Below are 19,568 nucleotides of genomic sequence, written 5' to 3'. Positions count from 1 at the left end.
GAGAAGAACGAATAGGGATGGTTCCGCCGCGTGAGGTGGTTCAGCGGCCGAGGGCGAGGACACCCGGAGCGCTGCCTTGTTTGTCGACGACAGGCAGGGCATCGTGCTGGCGGTAGCGCATCGCGTGCTCGGCTTCGGTCATCGTGGTCACGGGCGAGGTGAACGGCCCGCGGTCGCCGAGGATGTCGCGCAGCTGGACCCGGTCCGTGTACGTGGACCTGTCGCGGACTGCGGCGAGCTGGACCTGGGTGACCAGTCCGGTGCACAGGCCGTCGTTGTCGCAGACGAGCAGGTGCCCGGTGCCGGCGCTTGCCATGACGGACAGGGCGACCTCGATGGTCATGTCGTCGCAGACCTGCGGTCCGGCTGTGTCCATGGTGTCGGCCTCCGTCGTGGGCACGGGGGTGGCATTCGCCGAGCGGAGCTGCATCTGAACCAGCGTCAAAACGTGCCTCCTACAGAGATGGGTCAGTTTTCTGATCACGAAGGCCCTAGGCCGCCTTCGCATCGAAGGAGGACTGCCGCACGGTCACGCGCCGGGCAGCCGAAGCGGGGCTGCGTCGGCCGCGTGAGGCCGCGCTGCGCTTACGCCGCTCGGCCACCGGCGCGGTGATCGTCACCGGGATGCCGGAGGGGGTCTGGGCACCGGTGATCTGGCTGAGTGCCGCTTCGCCGGAGCGGACCTGGGTGGTCTGGGGCACGATGCCGGCGGCCGTCATGAGGCGCGTCATGTCGCGGCGCTGGTTGGGGGTGACCAGGGTGACGACGCTGCCGGTCTCGCCGGCCCGCGCGGTACGGCCACCGCGGTGGAGGTAGTCCTTGTGGTCGGTCGGCGGGTCGACGTTGACGACGAGGTCGAGGTTGTCGACGTGGATGCCGCGCGCCGCGACGTTCGTCGCCACGAGCACGGTGACGTGCCCGGTCTTGAACTGGGACAGGGTCCGGGTGCGCTGCGGCTGCGACTTCCCGCCATGCAGGGCGGCGGCCCGGACACCGCTGTTCAGCAAATCCTGCGTCAGCCGGTCGACGGCGTGCTTGGTGTCCAGGAACATGATCACCCGGCCCTCGCGCGCCGCGATCTCCGTCGTCGTCCGGTGCTTGTCGGCGCCGTGGACGTGCAGCACGTGGTGCTCCATCGTGGTGACCGCGCCTGCGGACGGGTCGACGGAGTGGACGACCGGATCGGTGAGGTAGCGGCGGACCAGGAGGTCGACGTTGCGGTCGAGGGTGGCGGAGAACAGCATCCGCTGGCCCTCGGGGCGGACCTGGTCCAGGAGCGCGGTGACCTGGGGCATGAAACCCATGTCGGCCATCTGATCGGCCTCGTCCAGGACGGTGATCGCGACCTGGTTCAGCCGGCAGTCACCCCGGTTGATGAGGTCCTTGAGGCGACCCGGCGTAGCGACGACGACCTCGGCGCCACCGCGCAGCGCACTGGCCTGACGGCCGATCGACATTCCGCCGACGACGGTGGCCAGGCGCAGCTTCACCGAGCGGGCGTAGGGGGTTAGTGCGTCGGTCACCTGCTGGGCCAGCTCGCGCGTCGGCACGAGGATCAGGGCCAGCGGCTGGCGGGGCTCGGCGCGCTGTCCGACGGTGCGGGCCAGCAGGGCCAGGCCGAAGGCGAGGGTCTTGCCGGAGCCGGTGCGTCCGCGACCGAGGACGTCGCGGCCCGCGAGGGTGTTGGGCAGGGTCGCGCCCTGGATCGGGAACGGGACGTTCACGTCTTGTGCGGTGAGCGCGGCCAGCAGCTGCTCGGGCATGTCGAGGTCGGCGAACGCCTCGACGGCAGGCAGCGCGGGAGTGATCGTCTTCGGCAGGGCGAACTCGCCCTGGGCCGCTGCGGGCCGCCGGCCGTGGCCGCCCGAGCGGCGCGGACCCCCTGAACGGCTCGGGGCGGGCGAGCCGAAACGGCTACCCCGGCCCGAACCGGCGCCGGAGCGGAAAGCGGGGCCGTCGGTACGGGTGCGGGTGCGGGAGGAGCGGCCGTTCGTACGGGTGGGGTTCATTGAGAACCTTCCTTGATACGGCACGTATCAAGGAATTCCCGCAGCGGAAGAGCAGCGCGGGGAATCACAAGAACGGGCCGAATAGAATGCGAAAGTCAATCTGGCTTGCAGTGAATCTGACGCGGGGCGCAGGCGATGAAATGGGTGACGTCATGTGGACGTGAAATCCGCGACGTCGACGGGTGTAGCTCCGAAGTGACGCGCATCCCTGGGGAAGGGTCTGCGGGCGGTGTTGTCCCACAGGTGATACCACTGCGGGAAATGCCCATAGCTGGGGCCCGCGCACCCGAGGGATGCGGGCCCCAGCTGCGTCAGCATCAGACGGGAACGATGTTCTCGGCCGTCGGGCCCTTCTGGCCCTGCGCGATGTCGAAGGTGACCCTCTGGCCTTCGAGCAGCTCACGGAAGCCCTGGGCGGCGATGTTCGAGAAGTGGGCGAACACGTCAGCGCCGCCACCGTCCTGCTCGATGAAGCCGAAACCCTTGGCCGCGTTGAACCACTTCACGGTGCCAGACGCCATGTCATATCTCCTTTGGGGCAGTACGCCGGGATCCGCAATGCGCGGATCCCGGGTCGCCGCGATGATGCCCCACCCGGAAAATGACCGGAAATACAAAATGCTTCCAGCGGCTGAAAATACCGACGAGGGAGCTTCAAGTTTGGGAATCAAACTGCAACTGAAAGCGACACTAGCATGCCGTAGCGGTCTGTGCACGTTAAATGATTCCACTCTGTTCGTTGCAGTAAAAACATTCTCCGCATGGCGTGTTAAACCCTCACGTCGCGGTCATAGATATTGATCCGCCCGGAGCGCAACGTTTCAGGAAGAGCAGTCGCCGTTCACGGCTCGGAGGGCACGACTATTCCGGTGGCACGATCCGTACCGTTCAGCCCGGCGCCGGCCTCATCGGCCCGTCCGCCGGTCCCAACACGGATCAGGGCCGCGCAGCTGTTGTGCTGCGCGGCCCTGATCCCGTGCGCCGCCCAGATCCCGCCACCGTCGCCTGAAGGCCGACGCCGGCTGTTCGGATGAACCCGTCGGACAGCAGGGCCTGCCCGGGGGCAGCCGTACGCTCCGAGCGCGGGCGGGAAGGTCAGGCGGGGTTGCTGTTCTCGGCCTGCGGGCCCTTCTGGCCTTGGGTGATGTCGAACGTCACGGCCTGGCCTTCCTGGAACTCACGGAAGCCCTGGGCGGCGATGTTCGAGAAGTGGGCGAACACGTCAGCGCCGCCATCGTCCTGCTCGAATGACAGCTGACTCAGACGCTACAGTCCGTGCCCCCTGTCACCACAGGAAACGCCCTGTCACCACAGGAAACGACCCATGCGCCACGCCCCGCATGTGCGGGGCCGCCGGTACCCGGCGGGCGTGCACCACCTCAGACCTCGGGCGGTGAATTCACAGATTCAGCGGCACGGCGGTATTCGGCGTTGATGCGCTGGGCTTCTTCGAGCTGGTCTTCGAGGATGATGATGCGGCAGGCGGCCTCGATGGGGGTGCCCTGGTCGACGAGTTCACGCGCGCGGGCCGCGATGCGCAGCTGGTAGCGGGAGTAGCGGCGGTGGCCGCCCTCGGAGCGGAGCGGGGTGATCAGGCGGGCTTCCCCGACGGCGCGGAGGAAGCCCTGGGTGGTGCCGAGCATCTCGGCGGCCCGGCCCATGGTGTAGGCGGGGTAGTCGTCGTCGTCGAGACGGCTGTACGAGCCCTCTGCTGTCATTGCACCTCTCTGTGGAACGCGTGGAGGGGCCCTGGTGCCATATGGCACCAGGGCCCCGAAGGAACTGCTACACCATCTGCCGGCCCTGGTACTGCGCCGGCCTTCTGTTTCCGCGGACCCGACCTGAATGCTGTCGGGGGTGCGGGGATCGCGGTTGCTTGACCGGAGACCACCTCACTATCGATGTCCTGCGGTACCCGGGCTCAAGACTTCCGCCCGGGCGATCCTGATGGCGCGGGGCTCCTCCGTTCTTTCCCTCTGGATGAACTGCTTACCGAACGGGAACTACGTACTGCTGGTACTGCGAACTGCGCTTGCTGAACTGCTACTGCGGTACTGCTCACGGCGGCCCCTGATCACTGCGGGCCACCCGGTCCGGTCGTCAGCCTCGTCGCCGTCCTGCAACAACTCTGGCTTCGAAACTCCACCACCGCACCGTCCTACGAACTGCACCTGCGTGTACTGCTGCCCGGCAGTTCGTCTCTGCCGGGCCCTGCTTGATCTCGGCTACGAGAGAAACCATAGCCACACCACCGCCCAATGTCTACTCCGGCCGACACAGATTTCCGTGTGCTAGTCAGAGAGATAGTCGTCCTCGATCACAGAAGGGCGTGCGGTGGCCCCACTCCAGCCGGGGACACCCGCTTTGAGCAGCGCCGTTGCGCCGGCCTTGATGCCGCGAACCCCACAGCTTCCCCGCCCGACTGCGTGGATGATCGGCCAGGCACGCTCCACAGCCGGGACTTCGAGCGGTTAACGCGCCGCAGGCCGGGGCACAAGCACCGGGCGGACGAAGTCGGCCGCCCCTTGAGGGCGATCGACGTGCTCGTAGAGTTGGGCATCGGCCGTCTCGTCATGAGAGGAGCGGCACGACATGGAACCCAACTCACTGCCGGAGGACGGCGAACCGACTGCTCAACCGCAATCGGGCCGGGTGAACTTCAGACACCACGGCTCGCAACGCCGAGATACTCATCCTCCGGCACGAGGTCGCGGTGCTGCGCCGACAGGCGTGGCTGTGCGGGTATGGGGTAGGAGCCGCGCGAGTGCGGCGAGCAGCGCTCGGTCCGGCCCGTTGGGCTTCGGGAGTTCACCCGGGTATCCGAATGCCGGTGGTGACGCCCTTCAGGCCGGCATCGGCCATCAGGGCGTCGAAGGCGGCTGTGATCCCCAGCGCGGCGAGTTCGCCGTGAATCCGGCGATATCCCATTGGGCAGGTGGTACAGAAGCCCGGGATCAACCCCGCGCCCCAGCGCACGGACCAGTCCTGGGCCGCCTTCCCCAAAGCGCGGGCCACGATCGTGACCACCGACCTCTTCCACATCGACACGGTCTTCCTGCGGCGCTGGTTCGTGCTCTTCTTCATCGACCACAGCACCCGACACGTGCACATCGCCGGCGCCACGCGTAACCCGACCAGCCCCTGGATCACCCAGCAAGCACGGAACTACCTCATGGACCTCGGGGACCGTGCAGAGTCGATCAGGTTCCTTATCCGGGACCGCGGCACGTACTTCACCGACAGCTTCGACGCCGTCTTCCAAGCGGCCGACATACGCGTGATACCCACCCTGCCCGCAGTGCCACGGATGAACGCCATCGCCGAACGCTGGATCGGATCATGCCGACGCAAGGCAACCGACCACATCCTGATCACCGGCCAGCGCCACCTCCACCTCGTCATCGGCGAGTACGCGAAGCACTACAACAGACACCGGCCGCACCGATCCCTCGGACAACGGGCACCAGACCGACTCACCGACCCCGATCCGCCCACCGCCACGGCCAACACCCCCATCTCTCGACGCGATCGACTCGGCGGCCTCATCCACGAATACACGCAGGTCGCACAGGGGGACACAGTTTCCGGCACCCACAAGGTCATGGCCGCCTCCACGCTGGGGGAGCTGCTCGGGCCCGCGGACGAGGAGGCCGAGGCGGAGATGCGGCGCCTGCTGGCCACCCGATACAACGCCGTGCGCCCGTTCCTGTCCCTGCTCGGGGAGTCGTCGGCGCTGGGGCCGGTGTCCGGGAGCCAGCGGGTGCCGGCGGCGGTGAAGAAGCTGCCCGCGCTCGCGCGGCGGAAGGCGAAGGTCAAGCCGCTGCTGCCGCGCCAGAGCGGTGTACCCCACGGCGGAGAACCGCAGGACGATGCCACCGTCCTGTTCGGCGAATGGCTCAGCACCACCCCCATGCTCAGTGGCAGACCGCCGGCCTGACACGGATTCCGCACAGGTGAGCGGACGGGACAGGGTTCCGGAGGGCGGAGCAGAACTCAACCCGTGTCTTCCATGTCGTCCCCGGGCTCGCGCGCCCCGGGCCCGTGGTCCCCGATCCATTTCAGCGGGCGTACCGCCGGGCCCTGAAGCACACTGCCGTCGATGGCGAACCGCGAGCCATGACAGGGGCATTCCCAGGTCCGCTCGGCGTCGTTGAAACGCACCAGGCAGCCCAGGTGAGTGCAGCAGGCCGACAGCGTGTGCAACTCACCCCCCGCATCACGGTGGACCGCCCGCTGCCGCCCGCCGAGGCGGACGACCGCCCCGCCACCGGGCGGGATGTCCCGTACCGCGTCGGTGCCGTCCCCGGACAGCCGGTCGCCGATGAAATGGCGTGCGACAGTGGCCTGAACCTTCAGCAGTGCGGGTGCCTCGCGTACCGGATTCAGCCGCCGCGGATCGTACAGGCCCTCCCACGGCACCGGCCGCCCCGTGAGCCGCCCGGCCAGCAGCCTGCCGGTCAGCACGCCGCCGGTCATGCCCCACCCGGCGAACCCCGTGGCCACGAAGGCATGGCGGGAGGCGGGGTGCAGCGGGCCCACATAGGGCACGTGATCGGTGGTCCAGTTGTCCTGCGCCGCCCAGCGGAAGGCAGGTTCGGCGCCGGGAAAACGGTCGTGCGTCCAGTCGATCAGCCGCGCGTAGCGCTGCTCGACGCCACCGACACCGGGGGTGCACTTCTCCCCGGTGACGATGAGCAACCGCTGCCCAGGCCGGTACGGCGCGGTGCGCACCGAGCGGGTGCCGTTCTCGGGCGTGAGATACATGCCGTGCGGAGCACGGTCGGAGGGGAGCACGGCTGCGACGACCAGCTCCCGCTTCACTTCCAGACGGGGAAAGAGCAGGGCCCGGTCGAAGATCGGGTAGGCCGTCGCCACCACCACGTCGCGGGCCCGCAACCGCGCTCCGCGGTCGGTGGTCAGGCGGCACGGATGGCCCTCGTTGAGGCTCACCACGCGCGAGTGCTCGAAGACCAGGCCGCCTCGCGCGACCAGGTCCTCCACCAGCGCCAGCAGGTATTTCCGGGGGTGGAACTGCGCCTGCCCCGCCACCTCTATCGCTCCCGCGACCGGGAAGGGCAGATCGGTCCCGGTCGTGAACGAGGCGTCCAGCCCGGCCGACGACGCGGCCTCCGCCTCGGCCCGCACCTGCTCCAGGGCCTGCTCGCCTTCGGCATAGGTGAAGGCGGGGCACTCCTCCAGATCGCAGTCGATTCCCAGCTCGTCAGCCACCTGCCGTACCCGGTCCACGGCGTCGGCCTGTGACCTGGCATAGAGCCGGGCGGCCTCCTCCCCGCGCACGCCACGGATCTCCTGGTACGCCAGGCCCTGGAGGGCGGAGAGCTTGGCTGTCGTGTGCCCCGTAATCCCGGCGGCCAGCCGGGCCGCTTCCACCAATGCCACCCGGCGCCCGGCACGGGCCAGTTCCCAGGCCGTGCAGATACCCGCAATGCCCCCGCCGACCACGGCGACCTCGACATCAGGAGCGCTGCCTTCCCCGCCGGGATCCAGGGCTGGGTGGGACGGTCCCGGTGCCGATGACATCCAGTACGACGAGGGCGCGTACCCGGTGGGAAGACTCGTCATCGCCAGCTCCTCTCCCGCTTTGCTCCTGTGGCTTGCGGTCCCGATCCGGGTGCCCCCATATCGATCGGCTACCGCTCCAGAGCGGTGTACCGTTCGAAACGTCGTTGCTGCACGTCACGCCGCATATCGGCCAGCTTTCGATCACCGTGTCGAGGCCATGGGTACGGCCCGCCTGCCGGTGGGTACAAAGATCACTTCGGCCACGAGCACGGCGGCGGACCCTCCCCGGAGGCATGGCCCGTTTCCTCGGCCATCGCCCGGGAACTCGGGCGGTGACAAGCTGTGCCGGCCGCAGCCGTGGCCACCGCATGGTGAGCGGTTCTGACCACAATGGAGGCCCTCATGCTCCGCGCATTGGCAGATGTCTTCCGGTCCGTTGGTGGCGCCATCGCCACCGTCGTCACCCTGCCCTTCCGCGCCGTGGCGCGGCTCTTCGGGGGCGCTTCGGACACCGCCCACGGACACCACTGACACCCTCGACGCCTGAACGCCCGCCACAGCATGAGCCGCTCGGCTGACGGCCGTGCGGGCCAGCCGCCGTTGACGCCCAACGTGAGCAGCCCCTCCACGGACAGTTTGTGGCAGAGCCTCCCTGATCGAGCCCGGCACCAGGTTCGGCGGGGTGGAGGCGCTGCGGTCGAAGGCGAAACGCCTGGTCGCGCGGGGCTGGTTGGCCGAGCCGCAGTCGGGCCAGTTCACCCTCGCCCAGGGCCCGGCCGGGCAAGGCGGCGCGTCATGAGCAGGGTCATCGACCAGTAGACCATCGCCTCGGCGCTGGTGGTGCGGCGTTCGAAGTCGCGCACCAGACGGCGGGTGCGCATCAGGTGGGCGAAGAACCGCTCGACGATCCACCGCTTGGGCAGCAAGGCGAAGTTCCTGATCCGCGACCATGACTCGAAGTTCACCGCCGCCTTCGACGCTCTCATGACCAATGCCGGTCTCAAGGTCGTCCCCACCGGCATTCGGATACCGCCCTGCTGGATCGGACCTTGATCTGGAACCAGAGCCACCTCCCCCACGCACTGCGCGCGTACGAATGCTTCTATAACGAGCACCGCCCGTACAGGGCCCTGGAACAACCCGCCCCATGCCGCCTCCTACCACGCACACCCACCACCCAACAAGCCCAACTCGCTCCCCTGGGATTCAGTCGACGAGACCAATTCGGCGGAACCCTCCACGAGTACCAGCACGCGGCTTGAATTGCGCGGATGATTTATCGGCACCCGCAATGCTGGGATCGTCGTACCGTCTCGGGCGAGCTCTCCCATGATCGTGTGCTTGTGCTGCATGTAATGACATCGTCGGGCTTGTGCTTGGTGGCGACGGATCCAGCGGCACCAGGTCACTGCGTGGCCGCGGCGTACAGAACGGTCCCCGGGCTCAGTTACCAACAGGCGGCGGATTTCGGCTGGTGTGAGGTCCGCAGGGTCGTCGTGTCCACCTCATCACTGTCCGCTCATCTCGGTCTGCCCGGTCTTCAACTGCCCGGCTGCTCGGTTCACACCGTCGTAGCCGACATTCACATCCACCGTCAGGGCCCCTCACGTCTCCGTAGCTCGGTCAGCGAATGCCTTGTCCAGGTCGAGCGTGCCTTCTGCCAGTCCGGCGAACAACCCCGCTGCCGAGCCGACCTCGGCGATCAACGCGGTTCGGGTTGCGGTGACGGCTTGAACGAATTCGCTCAGCGCCGCCTCGACCGCCCCGGAATGCATTATTCCTGTAGCACCATCCAGGGGGTGGGGTAGCGAGAGGCGCATATCGGAGCTCATGCGGGTCAACTCACGTGCGACCACGTCGGCTTCCTGCGGGTCGCAAGCGAATTGCCCAGCCATCGACTCTTGACCTCCCCCGTGAGACCCTTGCTGGATGGCACCGCTGGAAAACCTGCTGTAAGGCTAGCGCGCGAGGGCGCTGGCCGGGGGCGATTCCGATAGGAGCGCGGCTGTGGGGACGGATTCCAGGAGGCATAACGGCTGGTGGCGGGACGGGCCCACCAAGTTTAAGATCCTTTCTGTCCAGCGTATTTTCGCGCGATAGCACTCCGGATAGCCTTACGTCAGATAGCTTACTAATTACTTGCTGTTGACGTAATCCCTTGGGGGTGTGGGTAGTGGAGGGGGCATTCTCGCGAACGCCGCAACGGCTTGTGGCGGGACGATACCGGCTGGTCAGCGTGCTGGGTCGGGGTGCGATGGGAGTGGTGTGGCGGGCGCAAGATGAGTTGATCGGGCGTTCGGTGGCGGTCAAGGAGTTACGTCTTCCGCCGGAGCTGTCGGAACGGGAGCGGTCGCTGTTCGCTGAGCGGGCGCTGCGTGAGGGCCGTACGGCGGGACGGCTCAACCATCCGGGTGTTGTGGCGATTCATGATCTCGTGCCGCCGATTCCCGAAGACGACGCTGTCTACATCGTCATGGAGTTGGTGGAGGCACCCTCGCTGGCAGAGCTCTTGGAGCGGAACGGAGCCCTGGCCGGAGAGAGAGTGGCTGGCATGGCCGGGCAGTTGCTCGGCTCGTTGGACGCCGCGCACTCGATCGGGCTGGTCCACCGGGACATCAAACCCAGCAACATCATGGTGCTGCCCGGCGATGAGGTGAAGCTCGTCGACTTCGGCATCGCCCACGCGATGGACGACACTCGGCTGACCCGCCACGGTGTCGCCGGCTCGACCGGCTACATGGCTCCGGAGCTGTTCCAGGGCGCCGATCCCACGCCCGCGGCGGATCTATGGTCGCTCGGCGCGACCTTGTTCCACGCCGTCGAGGGATGCGATCCGTTCGCCCGCCAGACCCCGGCCGCGACCTTGCACGCCATCCTCCACGACGACCTGCCGCCGCTGAACTGCCGCCCTCCGCTGTCGACACTGATCACCGGACTCCTCACCCGCGACGTCGCCGACCGGATGACCAGCGACCAAGCCGGCACCCTGATCGGGCCCACCACCACTGCGGCCACCACAGCACCGCCCACAACAGAACCAGCCCGCCTGGGCCAGGCCATGAGTGAGAACCACACCACTACTGCCAGACCGACGACCACACCACCGCGCACGCTGCCGGCTCCGCCGACTCACTCGGGTCACGCCGCCTGGGAGGGCCACCCCACCACCATCAGGCAGCACACCCACGCCCCATCGCCCGGACCCATGCCGGCCGATCCACCTGCGCCGCCGACCCCAGCACCGGACAGGAAGAGAAACAGGGCCACGTGGATCACCCTCGCGGCGGTGGTGACGATTCTTCTGGGGGGTGGAGCCTTCTTCCTCCTCAGCGACGGCTCCAACGATGACGCAGAACGTAAAGAGCAGGCGAAAAAGGTTGTATTGCAGTTTATGCGGACCTACGAACTGAAAGATTTCACTACCGCATGTCGGCTCGTGGTTCCTCATGCAACCACCATCGAAGGCAATATTTTGTTCCCTCCCTGCGAAGACGCAGAGAAACGCAAGGAAGCTGAAAAGCAGAAAATCACCGACGAGGTACGTGCCGCGATCAAGCGCTATGAGGTCAGGTCCGTCGAACTGCAGGGTGACTCAAAAGCCCTTGTCCTCGCCGGTTATGTACAGTACTACGAGTTGCAGTTGAGGCGGAGCGCAGACAGTTGGCTCATCGAGGGGATGGGATCCCGACTCCAGTGACGAGCGCCTCAGGCGCCCGCCGACGCGAGCACACATGCCTGCCAACCGCTCGGCCCTCCACGGTCCGGTTCTGTGCGCTGCACAGACCCAAAGCGTTGCCGTCAGGCTGCTCTCGAAGGCTGGAGGCCACAGTGCCCAGTGCTCTCTCCACTGGGGTTTCTACATTTTGCAGCACGACATGCCACCAGATGTCCCTCTCAGTATTCCCGTTGAACCGCTTTGGGATGGGGGTATTGCTGTGGTCGAGGACGGGGATCGGCGATGATTCTGTGCTTGACCGTTGAGGACGCTCAAGCGTCGACGCTCCAGGATATCGAGGTGCTGGCTACACCGGCCAGCATGGTGGGCTCGTTGCTGGAGTCACTGCCGGTTTCTGTGGGCGGCAGGCCGGTGTTTGGTCGGGGCCGTCGAACTCGATCCCCGCGCTGTCGTGGCCGAGAGTCCCCTGATACCCGGCGCGGTGATCAGGGTGGGGGCTCCTGGGCCGGTGTTCCGCCCTGTGCCTGGTCATACGGCGGGTGTTCTCACGGTGGCCACCGGGCCGGACACAGGTCTGATCGTGCCGTTGACTCCGGGGACGCACACCGTGGCCAGGAACTCAAAGGCAGCGGTGTGTCTACGGGATCTGGACGTCTCGCGCAACGAGCACGCCAGGCTGGAGATCTCCGAAGACGGCCGAGCCGTCGTCGTGGACGGGGGATCGACCAACGGCACGTTCGTCGGTCGTGCCAGGGTCACCGGCAGAGCGGCGTTGAAGCCGGGCACCGTGATGCAGGTGGGCGCCGACGAGTTGCTGTGGGCTCCTCACCCGGCGGAGGCGCTGGGGGCGGTGCGCAGCGCGGATGGGCGGCTGGACTTCAACCGGGCTTTCGCCGCTGCCTGTGGGTGCCGGGAATTATGTCACCCGGGATGACCTGCTGGTTTGGATCTGTCAAAGCTCAGCAGGCCGCAAGCCGTTCTCAGGCAGCATGCCGGTCGTGGTGATACGGCTGATCTACCTGCTCGCCTGCCAGACCTTCCGATGGCTTGCCCTGTTCGCTCGCTCGAGTGCAGCGAAAGACGCAGAGATCCTGATGCTCCGCCATCAACTCGCGATCGCGCGGCGGTCCCAGCCACCACCCCGCTTCTCCTGGAGCGACAGGGCCGTCATGGCGGCACTGCTCCGACTCGTCAGCAAGCAGCGGCGTACCCAGGTGGCCTTGCTGGTCACTCCGCGATCGGTCCTGCGCTGGCACTCACGGCTCATCGCCTGGAAGTGGACCTACCCGTCTCGCCGACCGGGCCGGCCACCGAAACCAGAAACGCTGCGGCAACTGGTCGTGCGGCTGGCGCGGGAGAACCCGGGATGGGGATACCGCGGCATCCACGGCGAGCTCGTCGGCCTGCGACGCGATATCGCCGCCTCGACTGTCTGGTCGATCCTCAAGGAGGCCGGGATCGACCCGTCACCGCAGCGTACGGACCGCTCCTGGCCTGTCTTCCTCAAAGCTCAGGCCACTGCGATCGTGGCCACGGACCTGTTCCATATCGACACGGTCTTCTTGCGGCGCTGGTTCGTTCTGTTCTTCATCGAGCACGGCACCCGCCCTGTACACATCGCCGGCATCACCCGACACCCCACCGGCCCATGGGTTACCCAGCAAGCACGGAACTACCTCATGGACCTGGGAGACCATGCCCAGTCGATCAGATTCCTCATCCGGGACCGCGGTACGAACAGGCCGCAAACGCGGCATCGACGCCGAAGCCGACCGCCTCCGCGCATTCTTCCGCCTCCCACAGATGCACCAACCACCCATGGTCGAACAGGCGATGGGTCGCCAGACCACAGCCCTGCTACGGCAACTGGACGCAGCCTGCACCAGCGCCGACGACCTCGCCCAAGCAGCCATGGAGTCTTTTCAAACGCACCCGGACGCCGAGATCATCACCAGCTTCCCAGGCCTCGGCCCACTCACCGGCGCCCGAGTACTCGCCGAGATCGGCGACGACCGATCCCGCTTCACCGACGCACGCGGCCTCAAAGCCTTCGCCGGAGCCGCACCCATCACCCGAGCGTCCGGAAGAACCGTCGCGGTCCTCGCCCGCCGAGTCAAGAATCAGCGTCTGGCCTCGGCCGGCTACGTCAGGGCCTTCTCCGCCCTGACCGCCTCACCCGGCGCCAGAGCCCACTACGACCGACGCAAAACCGCCGGAGACCGACACACCGCCGCTCAGCGCAACCTCTTCAACCGACTGCTCGGATGCCTCCACCACTGCCTCACCACGCGCGTCCACTACGACGAAACGACCGCATTCCCCGCGCCGACGAGCCCCAGACTCACAGCGGCCGCTTGACAGATCAACCACATCGGATGTCTTGACCCCCATATCGAAGATTCATCCCTCCAGGTCACAGACTTGATCGCGGACCGGAGCCGCTTTGCCGTTCACTGTCCGCACTCGGTTTTGTCGACACCCGCACACCCCCAACCCTCAAAACGACACCACTTGAGCGCTCCACGCTGATATCATTTCGAGTGCCACTACCCTTAGTGAGAGGAACTTTCGATGTCACGCACCATGATCGATCTCGACGATGAGATGGTGGAACACGCCATGCGCCTGTACGGCGTGAAGACGAAGGCCAAGGCTGTACGCATGGCCATGGAGGAGGCCGTCAAGCGTCGACTGCGACAGGAGGGCATCGACGCGATCAAGTCCGGTGACCTGGACCTGACCTACGACAGCCGGACGGAGCCCGACAGCAGGAACGTGGCGTGAACGAGCGCTTCCTGATCGACAACTCCGCCCTCCAGCGATGGCGAAAGCCGAAGGTGGCGGAGGTCCTCGACCCACTTCACGAAGATGGCGTACTGGCTGTGTGCGGACCGGTCGAGATGGAAGTGATGTACTCCGCACGCAACGAGAACGACGCGAAGCGCCTGCACTGGTTCCTGGCCGGCTTCGACTACCTGCCGATGCCCGACGAGGTGTGGGACCGAGCCAAAGACATCCAGCGCCAGGCCATCGCCAAGGGCAACCACCGCGCACTGTCCATGCCGGACCTGCTGATCGCCGCAGCGGCCGAACGACATCTGGTGACCGTGCTGCACTATGACCAGGACTACGACATGATCGCCGCCATAACAGGCCAGCCCATGAAATGGGTCGCGGAGGCAGGCACAGCAGACCACTGACTTCACTGCACATGACGCCCCTATTACCAAGCGGCGACGGGCCTGTACAGCGACTGGGAATGGAAGATCCCCGGAGATGTCGCCGCCGCGGGTGGCCACGGCCATGTTCAGCGCCGCGACCACGAGCTCGGCGTCGTGATGGGCGCCCATCGCCTGGGCAACCCATGCCGCAGTCGGGTGCGTGGTCGCGCCCAGGACCCTAATGCGACAGCTGGCCTGCTCGATCACCGTCAGCACGTATAGTCTCGCGCCGGTGAGTGTGACGGTGCCCTTGCCGAGAATGTCATCCGTGCAGGTCATGCGGCATGTTGGTACTCGTGGAGGATCCCGCCGAGTCGATCGCGTCGTCGTATGTCGAGACGGCTGATCTGCTCAGGATCGTCGATCGGCGTCGGTAAAGCGTGCAGCGGTCTGGCGTTCGCGATGCCCTGGTGCGGCCGGTGTGCGTTGTAGAGCTGCTCGAACTCGCGCAGGACGTGGAGCAAGTGTCGGTGGTTCCAGATCAGGGTGCGGTCCAGGAGTTCCCGTCGGCAGGTCTGCACCCTGCCCTTGCCGAAAATATCATCCGCCCTGGTGGGAGGCGGTGCGCGCGGTGTACCTGAGGTCGACCGGCGAAGTCGCCCGAACGGGCGCTCTCGCGAGGTTGGCGTTCACCGCGGCAAGATGATCGACCGTGCTGCTGCAACTGGCCTACCTGGGCGTGACGAATGCGTTCGCCATGCTGCGCCTGCTACCAATGGACGATCGAGAGAAAACTGTCGAAATACTCGCCTTGCGCCACCAGATCGTGGTGCTGGACCGCCAACTCGGCAAGGAGCGGGTGCGGTTCGCCCCGAGCAACCGGGCATTTCTGGCGGCGCTGCTGCACCGGCTCCCCATGGACGTGCTCCGCGGGGTGCGGCTGCTGGTGCGTCCGGACACAGTGCTGCGCTGGCACCGCGACCTTCTCGCACGCCGCCATGCTGCCGCCTCCCGGCCCAAGCGCTCGGGACGGCCGCGGACCGTGCACTCCGTGCGGACCCTGGTGCTGCGCCTGGCACGGGAGAACCCCGGTTGGGGGTATCGGCGCCTGCACGGCGAACTGCTTGTCCTGGGCGTGCAGGTGGCCGCTTCCACCGTCTGGGAGATCTTGCAGGAGGCCGGCATCGATCCAGCACCCGAGCGGGCCTCCAGCACCTGGGCGGACTTCCTACGCTCCCAGGCCGACGCCCTGCTGGCCTGCGACTTCTTCGAAACGGTCACCCTGTCCGGGGCACGAATGCACGTCTTCGCTGTCATCGAGCACGCAAGCCGACGGATCCGGATCCTCGGTGCCACCGGGCACCCGACCTCTGCGTGGGTGGCACAGGCCGCGAAGAACCTCGCCATGGATCTTGAGGACGCAGGCTGCCGAGCGCGTTACATGATCAGGGACAGGGACGGGAAGTTCCCCGGCCTGCTCGATGCCATTCTGGCGGATGCGGGATCCAGGTCGTGCTCAGCGGTGTTCAGATGCCGAGGATGAACTCGATCATGGAACGGTGGGTGCAGACCTGCCGACGGGAACTCCTGGACCGCACCCTGATCTGGAACCACCGACACTTGCTCCGCGTCCTGCGCGAGTTCGAGCAGTTCTACAACGCACACCGGCCGCACCAGGGCATCGGGAACGCCAGACCGCTGCACGCTTTACCGACGCCGATCGACGATCCTGAGCAGATCAGCCGTCTCGACATACGACGACGCGATCGACTCGGCGGGATCCTCCACGAGTACCAACATGCCGCATGACCTGCACGGATGACATTCTCGGCAAGGGCAGCGTTGGTTCCGTATTCTGCCGCGCTCGACCTTCCCCAGGCCCTGGTCGAGTGGGTCACCATGCTCATCGTCACCCGCGAGTGTGACCACCGCTGCAAGCTCCCACCGCACCAGCGTGCCCTGGTCGGCCTGGTGTACCTGCGCCGGCACGACACCCTCGCCCAGATCGCGGCCGGGTTCGGCATCTCCGTCGGCACCGCCCACGCCTACACGACAGCCGTCGTCGGCCTGCTTGCCGACCGCTCTCCTGGCCTGCTGCGTGCCCTGCGCGAGGCGGACCCGGACTACGTCTTGCTCGACGGCACCCTGGCAGAGTGCGACCGGGTCGGCGACGGCCGGGCCGACTTCTCCCACAAGCACCGCCGACACGGAGTAAACGTGTAGATGGTGACCGACCCGGTCGGGCGGCTGCTGTGGATCTTGCCGACTATGCCCGGCCGCGCGCACGATCTCACTGCGGCCCGCGCCCATCGGATCATCCGGATCTGCGAACGCCAGGGCGTTCCCATCCTCGCCGACCACGCCTACATGGGAGCTGGCCCGTGGGTGACGACACCCCTCAGACGCCCGCCGGGCCGTGACCTCACCCCGACCCAGCAAACCGTCAACCGAGCGCTGTCCACAGCACGGGCACCGGTCGAGCGCGGCGTCGCGCGGCTGAAGGCGTGGCGGATCTTCCGCAGGCCCCGGTGCAGTCCGAATCGATTGTCGTCAATCTCCGCGGCCGTGCTCACTCTGGAGCGGCAATGCTGAAAGAGCTCATTGACTCAGCCGCCGCTCTTGCGCCGGAACGACCGCTGGCTCGCAGCCGGGCCGTTCGCCCTACGGACCTTCGACGCCTCGACGTTCGCAGCGAGGTCAGCGGCGTCCGCCTGCACACTGCGCTTGCGCGCTAGGGCCTCCCGGAACTTGCGTTTCAGGTCGTAGTGGCCGTCGCTGTCGGGCACCAGGGCGGACGTCTCGGGGTCGGTCGGCTCCGAACCTTCTTTGGATACAGACTCTGCGGTCATGGCGACCTCCTGGGTTCGGGCAGTGGGAAGCACAGCTTGTCATGCCGAGCACACCACGAGGGCGTTCATCTCGTAGGTGTATGCACCGGAGGGTTTCGGGCCGGGCTGGAGGTTTTCCGTTCCGGGGTCGGAAGTTTTCGACTATCAGGGCGACGGTTCTCAGCCGCCGCGACGCACCAGGGCCGCCTTGCGGGCTTCGGCGAGCTTGCGGGCCTCGCCAGCCTTTCGGGACTTGCTGCCGGCGCCGCGGGAGGTGTCCTTGCTGGTGCCCAGGCCGCGGAAGGGAGCGTTGGTGTTCTTGGGCCGGGGCGCGGCCGACCCGCCATCGAGCGGGGTGCCGGAGGGGGCCTTGGCCCCGGTGATCCGGCTCAGCTCCGCCTCGCCCGAGCGTACCTTGGTGATGGTCGGCTCGATGCCGGCCTCTGCCATCAGTCGGCTCATCTCGCGGCGCTGGCCCGCCAGCACCAACGTGACGACGCTGCCGGACTCACCGGCCCGGGCGGTACGGCCCGCGCGGTGCACATAGTCCTTGGGGTCGGTGGGCGGGTCGACGTTGACCACGAGATCGAGGTCGTCGACGTGCAGGCCACGGGCCGCGACATTGGTCGCCACCAGGACGGTGATCTGGCCGTTCTTGAACTGCGCCAGGGCCCGTGTGCGCTGCGGCTGGGACTTGCCGCTGTGCAGGGCCGCGGCGTGCACTCCGCTGGCTCGCAGATGCCGGGTGAGCTGGTCAACCGCGTGCTTGGTGTCCAGGAACAGCAGTACGCGGCCGTCGCGGGAGGCGATCTCCGTGGTGACGGCGTACCGGTCGGGGCCGTGGACGACCAGAACATGGTGGTTCATCGTCGTGACTGCGCCCGCGGACGTGTCGACCGAGTGGACGACGGGATCGTGGAGGTAGCGGCGGACCAGGTGGTCGACGTCGCGGTCCAGAGTGGCCGAGAACAGCAACCGCTGACCGTCGGGGTATACCTGGTCGAGCACCTCGGTCACGTGTGGCAGGAAGCCCATGTCGCACATCTGGTCGGCCTCGTCGAGGACAGTGATCCCTACCCGTCCCAGGCGGCAGGCCCTGCGCTCGATGAGGTCGTGCAGACGGCCGGGGGTGGCGACGACCACCTCGGCTCCATCGCGCAGCGCAGCGGCCTGCCGGCCGATCGACATGCCGCCGACGACCGTGGCCATCCGCAGCCGCAGTGCCTTTGCGTACGGCGCAAGCGCCTCGGTGACCTGTTGGGCCAGCTCTCGGGTAGGCACCAGGATCAGAGCCAGGGGCTGCTTCGGTTCCGCGCGCCGCCCAGCCATCCGTGCGAGCAGCGGTAGGCCGAAAGCGAGCGTCTTGCCCGATCCGGTGCGCCCGCGCCCCAGGACATCGCGTCCCGCAAGGGCGTTGGGCAGCGTGGCTGCTTGGATCGGGAAGGGCTCGCGCACACCGAGTTCGCTGAGCGTTCGCAGCACCTCGGCTGGTAGTTCCAGGCTGGCGAAGGAAGCGACCGGGGGCACCGTTGGCGCAGTGGCCATGAGCGGGGCGGGATCGCTGTGCGAGGTGCCGGGGAGGTCAGGGTGATTCATGAAGAGCCTTCCGCATGCGAACGTACCGAGGAAGGCCCGGTAGGAATGAGCAGTCGACGAACAAGAGGAACCGGACAGGCAGGATCGCCAACCGTCACGAGCACGCAAAAGCATGAGGTTAACACGAAGTGACAGCCCCGCGTCCCGAGATCGCGTCCCGGCGGTCCCGGCCTCAGTCGGCCGTCCGCCCGCTACTTCCCCCGCTTCGCCCACGCCGAAGCCTCTGGATGCACGGCTGCAGCGTGACGTGCACGAACGAGGCGTTCAGCAAGGGCGCCACAGCCCTTAGCCGTGCCGGTGGCGAAGAACGGCCACCTGCCACCCAGGAGTTGTGCGGTGGAGCGGGCGCGCCCGCTCCACCGATGACGCACCCGTGACGCCGCGAAGGCACGGCTGCGACGGCACAGGTGCGGCCCTGCGGCCACCATGCCTGTGCATATAAAGGTCCGCACGCCGTGCCCGACGACACCGGCGGTGTCCCCGGTGCGCGATCCACGCATGCGGAGCGGGGCGGAGGTATCGGACCCTGCGTGGGCCGACCGCGCGTACGTCGAGCTCGGCCATGGAACCTGGCCCTGTGCCGCTCAGCCGATCACGTGGAGCTGAGGGCGGGGCGCGAGAGAGGAATGTCGGCAGCGATCGCGAAGGGGGCGCGGGCCGTGGAACGGAAAGTCCGCTGCCCTGGTGCGTCACACACCAGGGCAGCGGGGCAGTGGACCTTCATAGCGCAGCTGTGAGCTGGTCAGCCGATGGGGTTGACGAAGGTGCCGGGTCG

Annotated in this window: 16 protein-coding genes and 5 pseudogenes; 9 read left to right on the top strand and 12 right to left on the bottom strand. The window is 67.1% G+C overall.

The window, feature by feature from the left end; all coding sequences use genetic code 11:
• Nucleotides 1-40: 40 nt before the first annotated feature.
• The 5 genes from J5X86_RS48035 to J5X86_RS48015 form a co-directional block, all read right to left on the bottom strand.
• Entirely contained in the window at nt 41-445 is a 405-nt protein-coding gene (locus J5X86_RS48035; RefSeq protein WP_208522911.1) for a CBS domain-containing protein, read from the bottom strand.
• Between the two features lie 46 nt (nt 446-491).
• The gene (locus J5X86_RS48030; RefSeq protein WP_208522910.1) at nt 492-2,009 is read right to left on the bottom strand and encodes a DEAD/DEAH box helicase; all 1,518 of its coding nucleotides are present in this window, start codon (nt 2,007-2,009) and stop codon (nt 492-494) included.
• Nucleotides 2,010-2,326: 317 nt separating this feature from the next.
• Complete coding sequence (locus J5X86_RS48025; RefSeq protein WP_137964988.1) at nt 2,327-2,530, bottom strand: cold-shock protein; 204 nt, start codon at nt 2,528-2,530, stop codon at nt 2,327-2,329.
• Between the two features lie 574 nt (nt 2,531-3,104).
• Complete coding sequence (locus J5X86_RS48020; RefSeq protein WP_208522919.1) at nt 3,105-3,272, bottom strand: cold shock domain-containing protein; 168 nt, start codon at nt 3,270-3,272, stop codon at nt 3,105-3,107.
• 116 nt (nt 3,273-3,388) lie between these two features.
• Complete coding sequence (locus J5X86_RS48015; RefSeq protein ID WP_137964989.1) at nt 3,389-3,727, bottom strand: MerR family transcriptional regulator; 339 nt, start codon at nt 3,725-3,727, stop codon at nt 3,389-3,391.
• 1,217 nt (nt 3,728-4,944) lie between these two features.
• On the opposite strand from J5X86_RS48015, the gene J5X86_RS51670 reads away from it, so the two are divergent.
• The gene (locus J5X86_RS51670) at nt 4,945-5,946 is read left to right on the top strand and encodes an integrase core domain-containing protein (RefSeq protein ID WP_308124966.1); all 1,002 of its coding nucleotides are present in this window, start codon (nt 4,945-4,947) and stop codon (nt 5,944-5,946) included.
• Between the two features lie 56 nt (nt 5,947-6,002).
• On the opposite strand, the gene J5X86_RS48000 is transcribed toward J5X86_RS51670, so the two are convergent.
• Nucleotides 6,003-7,592 (bottom strand): FAD-dependent oxidoreductase, encoded by a 1,590-nt coding sequence (locus J5X86_RS48000; protein WP_208522909.1) that lies wholly within the window; start codon nt 7,590-7,592, stop codon nt 6,003-6,005.
• A gap of 342 nt (nt 7,593-7,934) precedes the next feature.
• Here J5X86_RS48000 and J5X86_RS52305 point away from each other — a divergent pair, with 342 nt between their 5' ends.
• Entirely contained in the window at nt 7,935-8,063 is a 129-nt protein-coding gene (locus J5X86_RS52305) for an LPFR motif small protein (protein WP_279595799.1), read from the top strand.
• A gap of 224 nt (nt 8,064-8,287) precedes the next feature.
• Here J5X86_RS52305 and J5X86_RS47995 read toward each other — a convergent pair whose 3' ends face one another.
• Both J5X86_RS47995 and J5X86_RS47990 read right to left on the bottom strand, forming a co-directional pair.
• Nucleotides 8,288-8,518, bottom strand: coding sequence for a transposase (locus J5X86_RS47995; protein WP_208522908.1), 231 nt, complete (start codon nt 8,516-8,518; stop codon nt 8,288-8,290).
• A 618-nt stretch (nt 8,519-9,136) separates the two neighbouring features.
• On the bottom strand, nt 9,137-9,427 hold the full coding sequence (locus tag J5X86_RS47990; protein WP_208522907.1) for a hypothetical protein: 291 nt from the start codon (nt 9,425-9,427) through the stop codon (nt 9,137-9,139).
• 278 nt (nt 9,428-9,705) lie between these two features.
• Between J5X86_RS47990 and J5X86_RS47985 the strand changes: the two genes are divergently transcribed.
• The 5 genes and pseudogenes from J5X86_RS47985 (at nt 9,706) to J5X86_RS47965 (ending at nt 14,408) form a co-directional block, all read left to right on the top strand.
• Complete coding sequence (locus J5X86_RS47985; RefSeq protein WP_208522906.1) at nt 9,706-11,229, top strand: serine/threonine-protein kinase; 1,524 nt, start codon at nt 9,706-9,708, stop codon at nt 11,227-11,229.
• A gap of 430 nt (nt 11,230-11,659) precedes the next feature.
• On the top strand, nt 11,660-12,142 hold the full coding sequence (locus J5X86_RS47980; protein ID WP_308124965.1) for an FHA domain-containing protein: 483 nt from the start codon (nt 11,660-11,662) through the stop codon (nt 12,140-12,142).
• Nucleotides 12,143-12,942: 800 nt separating this feature from the next.
• Nucleotides 12,943-13,566, top strand: a pseudogene (locus tag J5X86_RS47975) (transposase); the annotation flags it as partial.
• Between the two features lie 213 nt (nt 13,567-13,779).
• On the top strand, nt 13,780-13,992 hold the full coding sequence (locus tag J5X86_RS47970) for a type II toxin-antitoxin system VapB family antitoxin (RefSeq protein ID WP_014059306.1): 213 nt from the start codon (nt 13,780-13,782) through the stop codon (nt 13,990-13,992).
• Complete coding sequence (locus J5X86_RS47965) at nt 13,989-14,408, top strand: PIN domain nuclease (protein WP_208522904.1); 420 nt, start codon at nt 13,989-13,991, stop codon at nt 14,406-14,408. Before J5X86_RS47970 ends, J5X86_RS47965 begins: the two co-directional genes overlap by 4 nt.
• 150 nt (nt 14,409-14,558) lie before the next feature.
• Here the strand turns inward: J5X86_RS47965 and J5X86_RS51665 are convergent.
• Both J5X86_RS51665 and J5X86_RS47960 read right to left on the bottom strand, forming a co-directional pair.
• A pseudogene (locus J5X86_RS51665) lies at nt 14,559-14,675 on the bottom strand (integrase); the annotation flags it as partial.
• Between the two features lie 29 nt (nt 14,676-14,704).
• Nucleotides 14,705-14,950 (bottom strand): annotated as a pseudogene (locus J5X86_RS47960) (integrase core domain-containing protein); the annotation flags it as partial.
• Between the two features lie 131 nt (nt 14,951-15,081).
• Between J5X86_RS47960 and J5X86_RS47955 the strand changes: the two are divergent.
• Nucleotides 15,082-16,178: pseudogene (locus J5X86_RS47955) on the top strand (integrase core domain-containing protein).
• A gap of 33 nt (nt 16,179-16,211) precedes the next feature.
• Nucleotides 16,212-16,961: pseudogene (locus J5X86_RS47950) on the top strand (transposase family protein).
• 14 nt (nt 16,962-16,975) lie between these two features.
• Here J5X86_RS47950 and J5X86_RS47945 read toward each other — a convergent pair.
• A complete protein-coding gene (locus J5X86_RS47945) occupies nt 16,976-17,218 on the bottom strand; it encodes a DUF5302 domain-containing protein (protein WP_059148108.1) in 243 nt (80 codons plus the stop codon).
• 159 nt (nt 17,219-17,377) lie between these two features.
• On the bottom strand, nt 17,378-18,793 hold the full coding sequence (locus J5X86_RS47940) for a DEAD/DEAH box helicase (protein WP_208522903.1): 1,416 nt from the start codon (nt 18,791-18,793) through the stop codon (nt 17,378-17,380).
• Between the last annotated feature and the right edge of the window lie 775 nt (nt 18,794-19,568).

The sequence above is a fragment of the Streptomyces sp. NEAU-YJ-81 genome (assembly GCF_017592595.1).
GTDB lineage: Bacteria > Actinomycetota > Actinomycetes > Streptomycetales > Streptomycetaceae > Streptomyces > Streptomyces hygroscopicus_B.
Note: the sequence above shows the minus strand (reverse complement) of the source record. Positions and strands in the feature narration are given on the sequence as shown.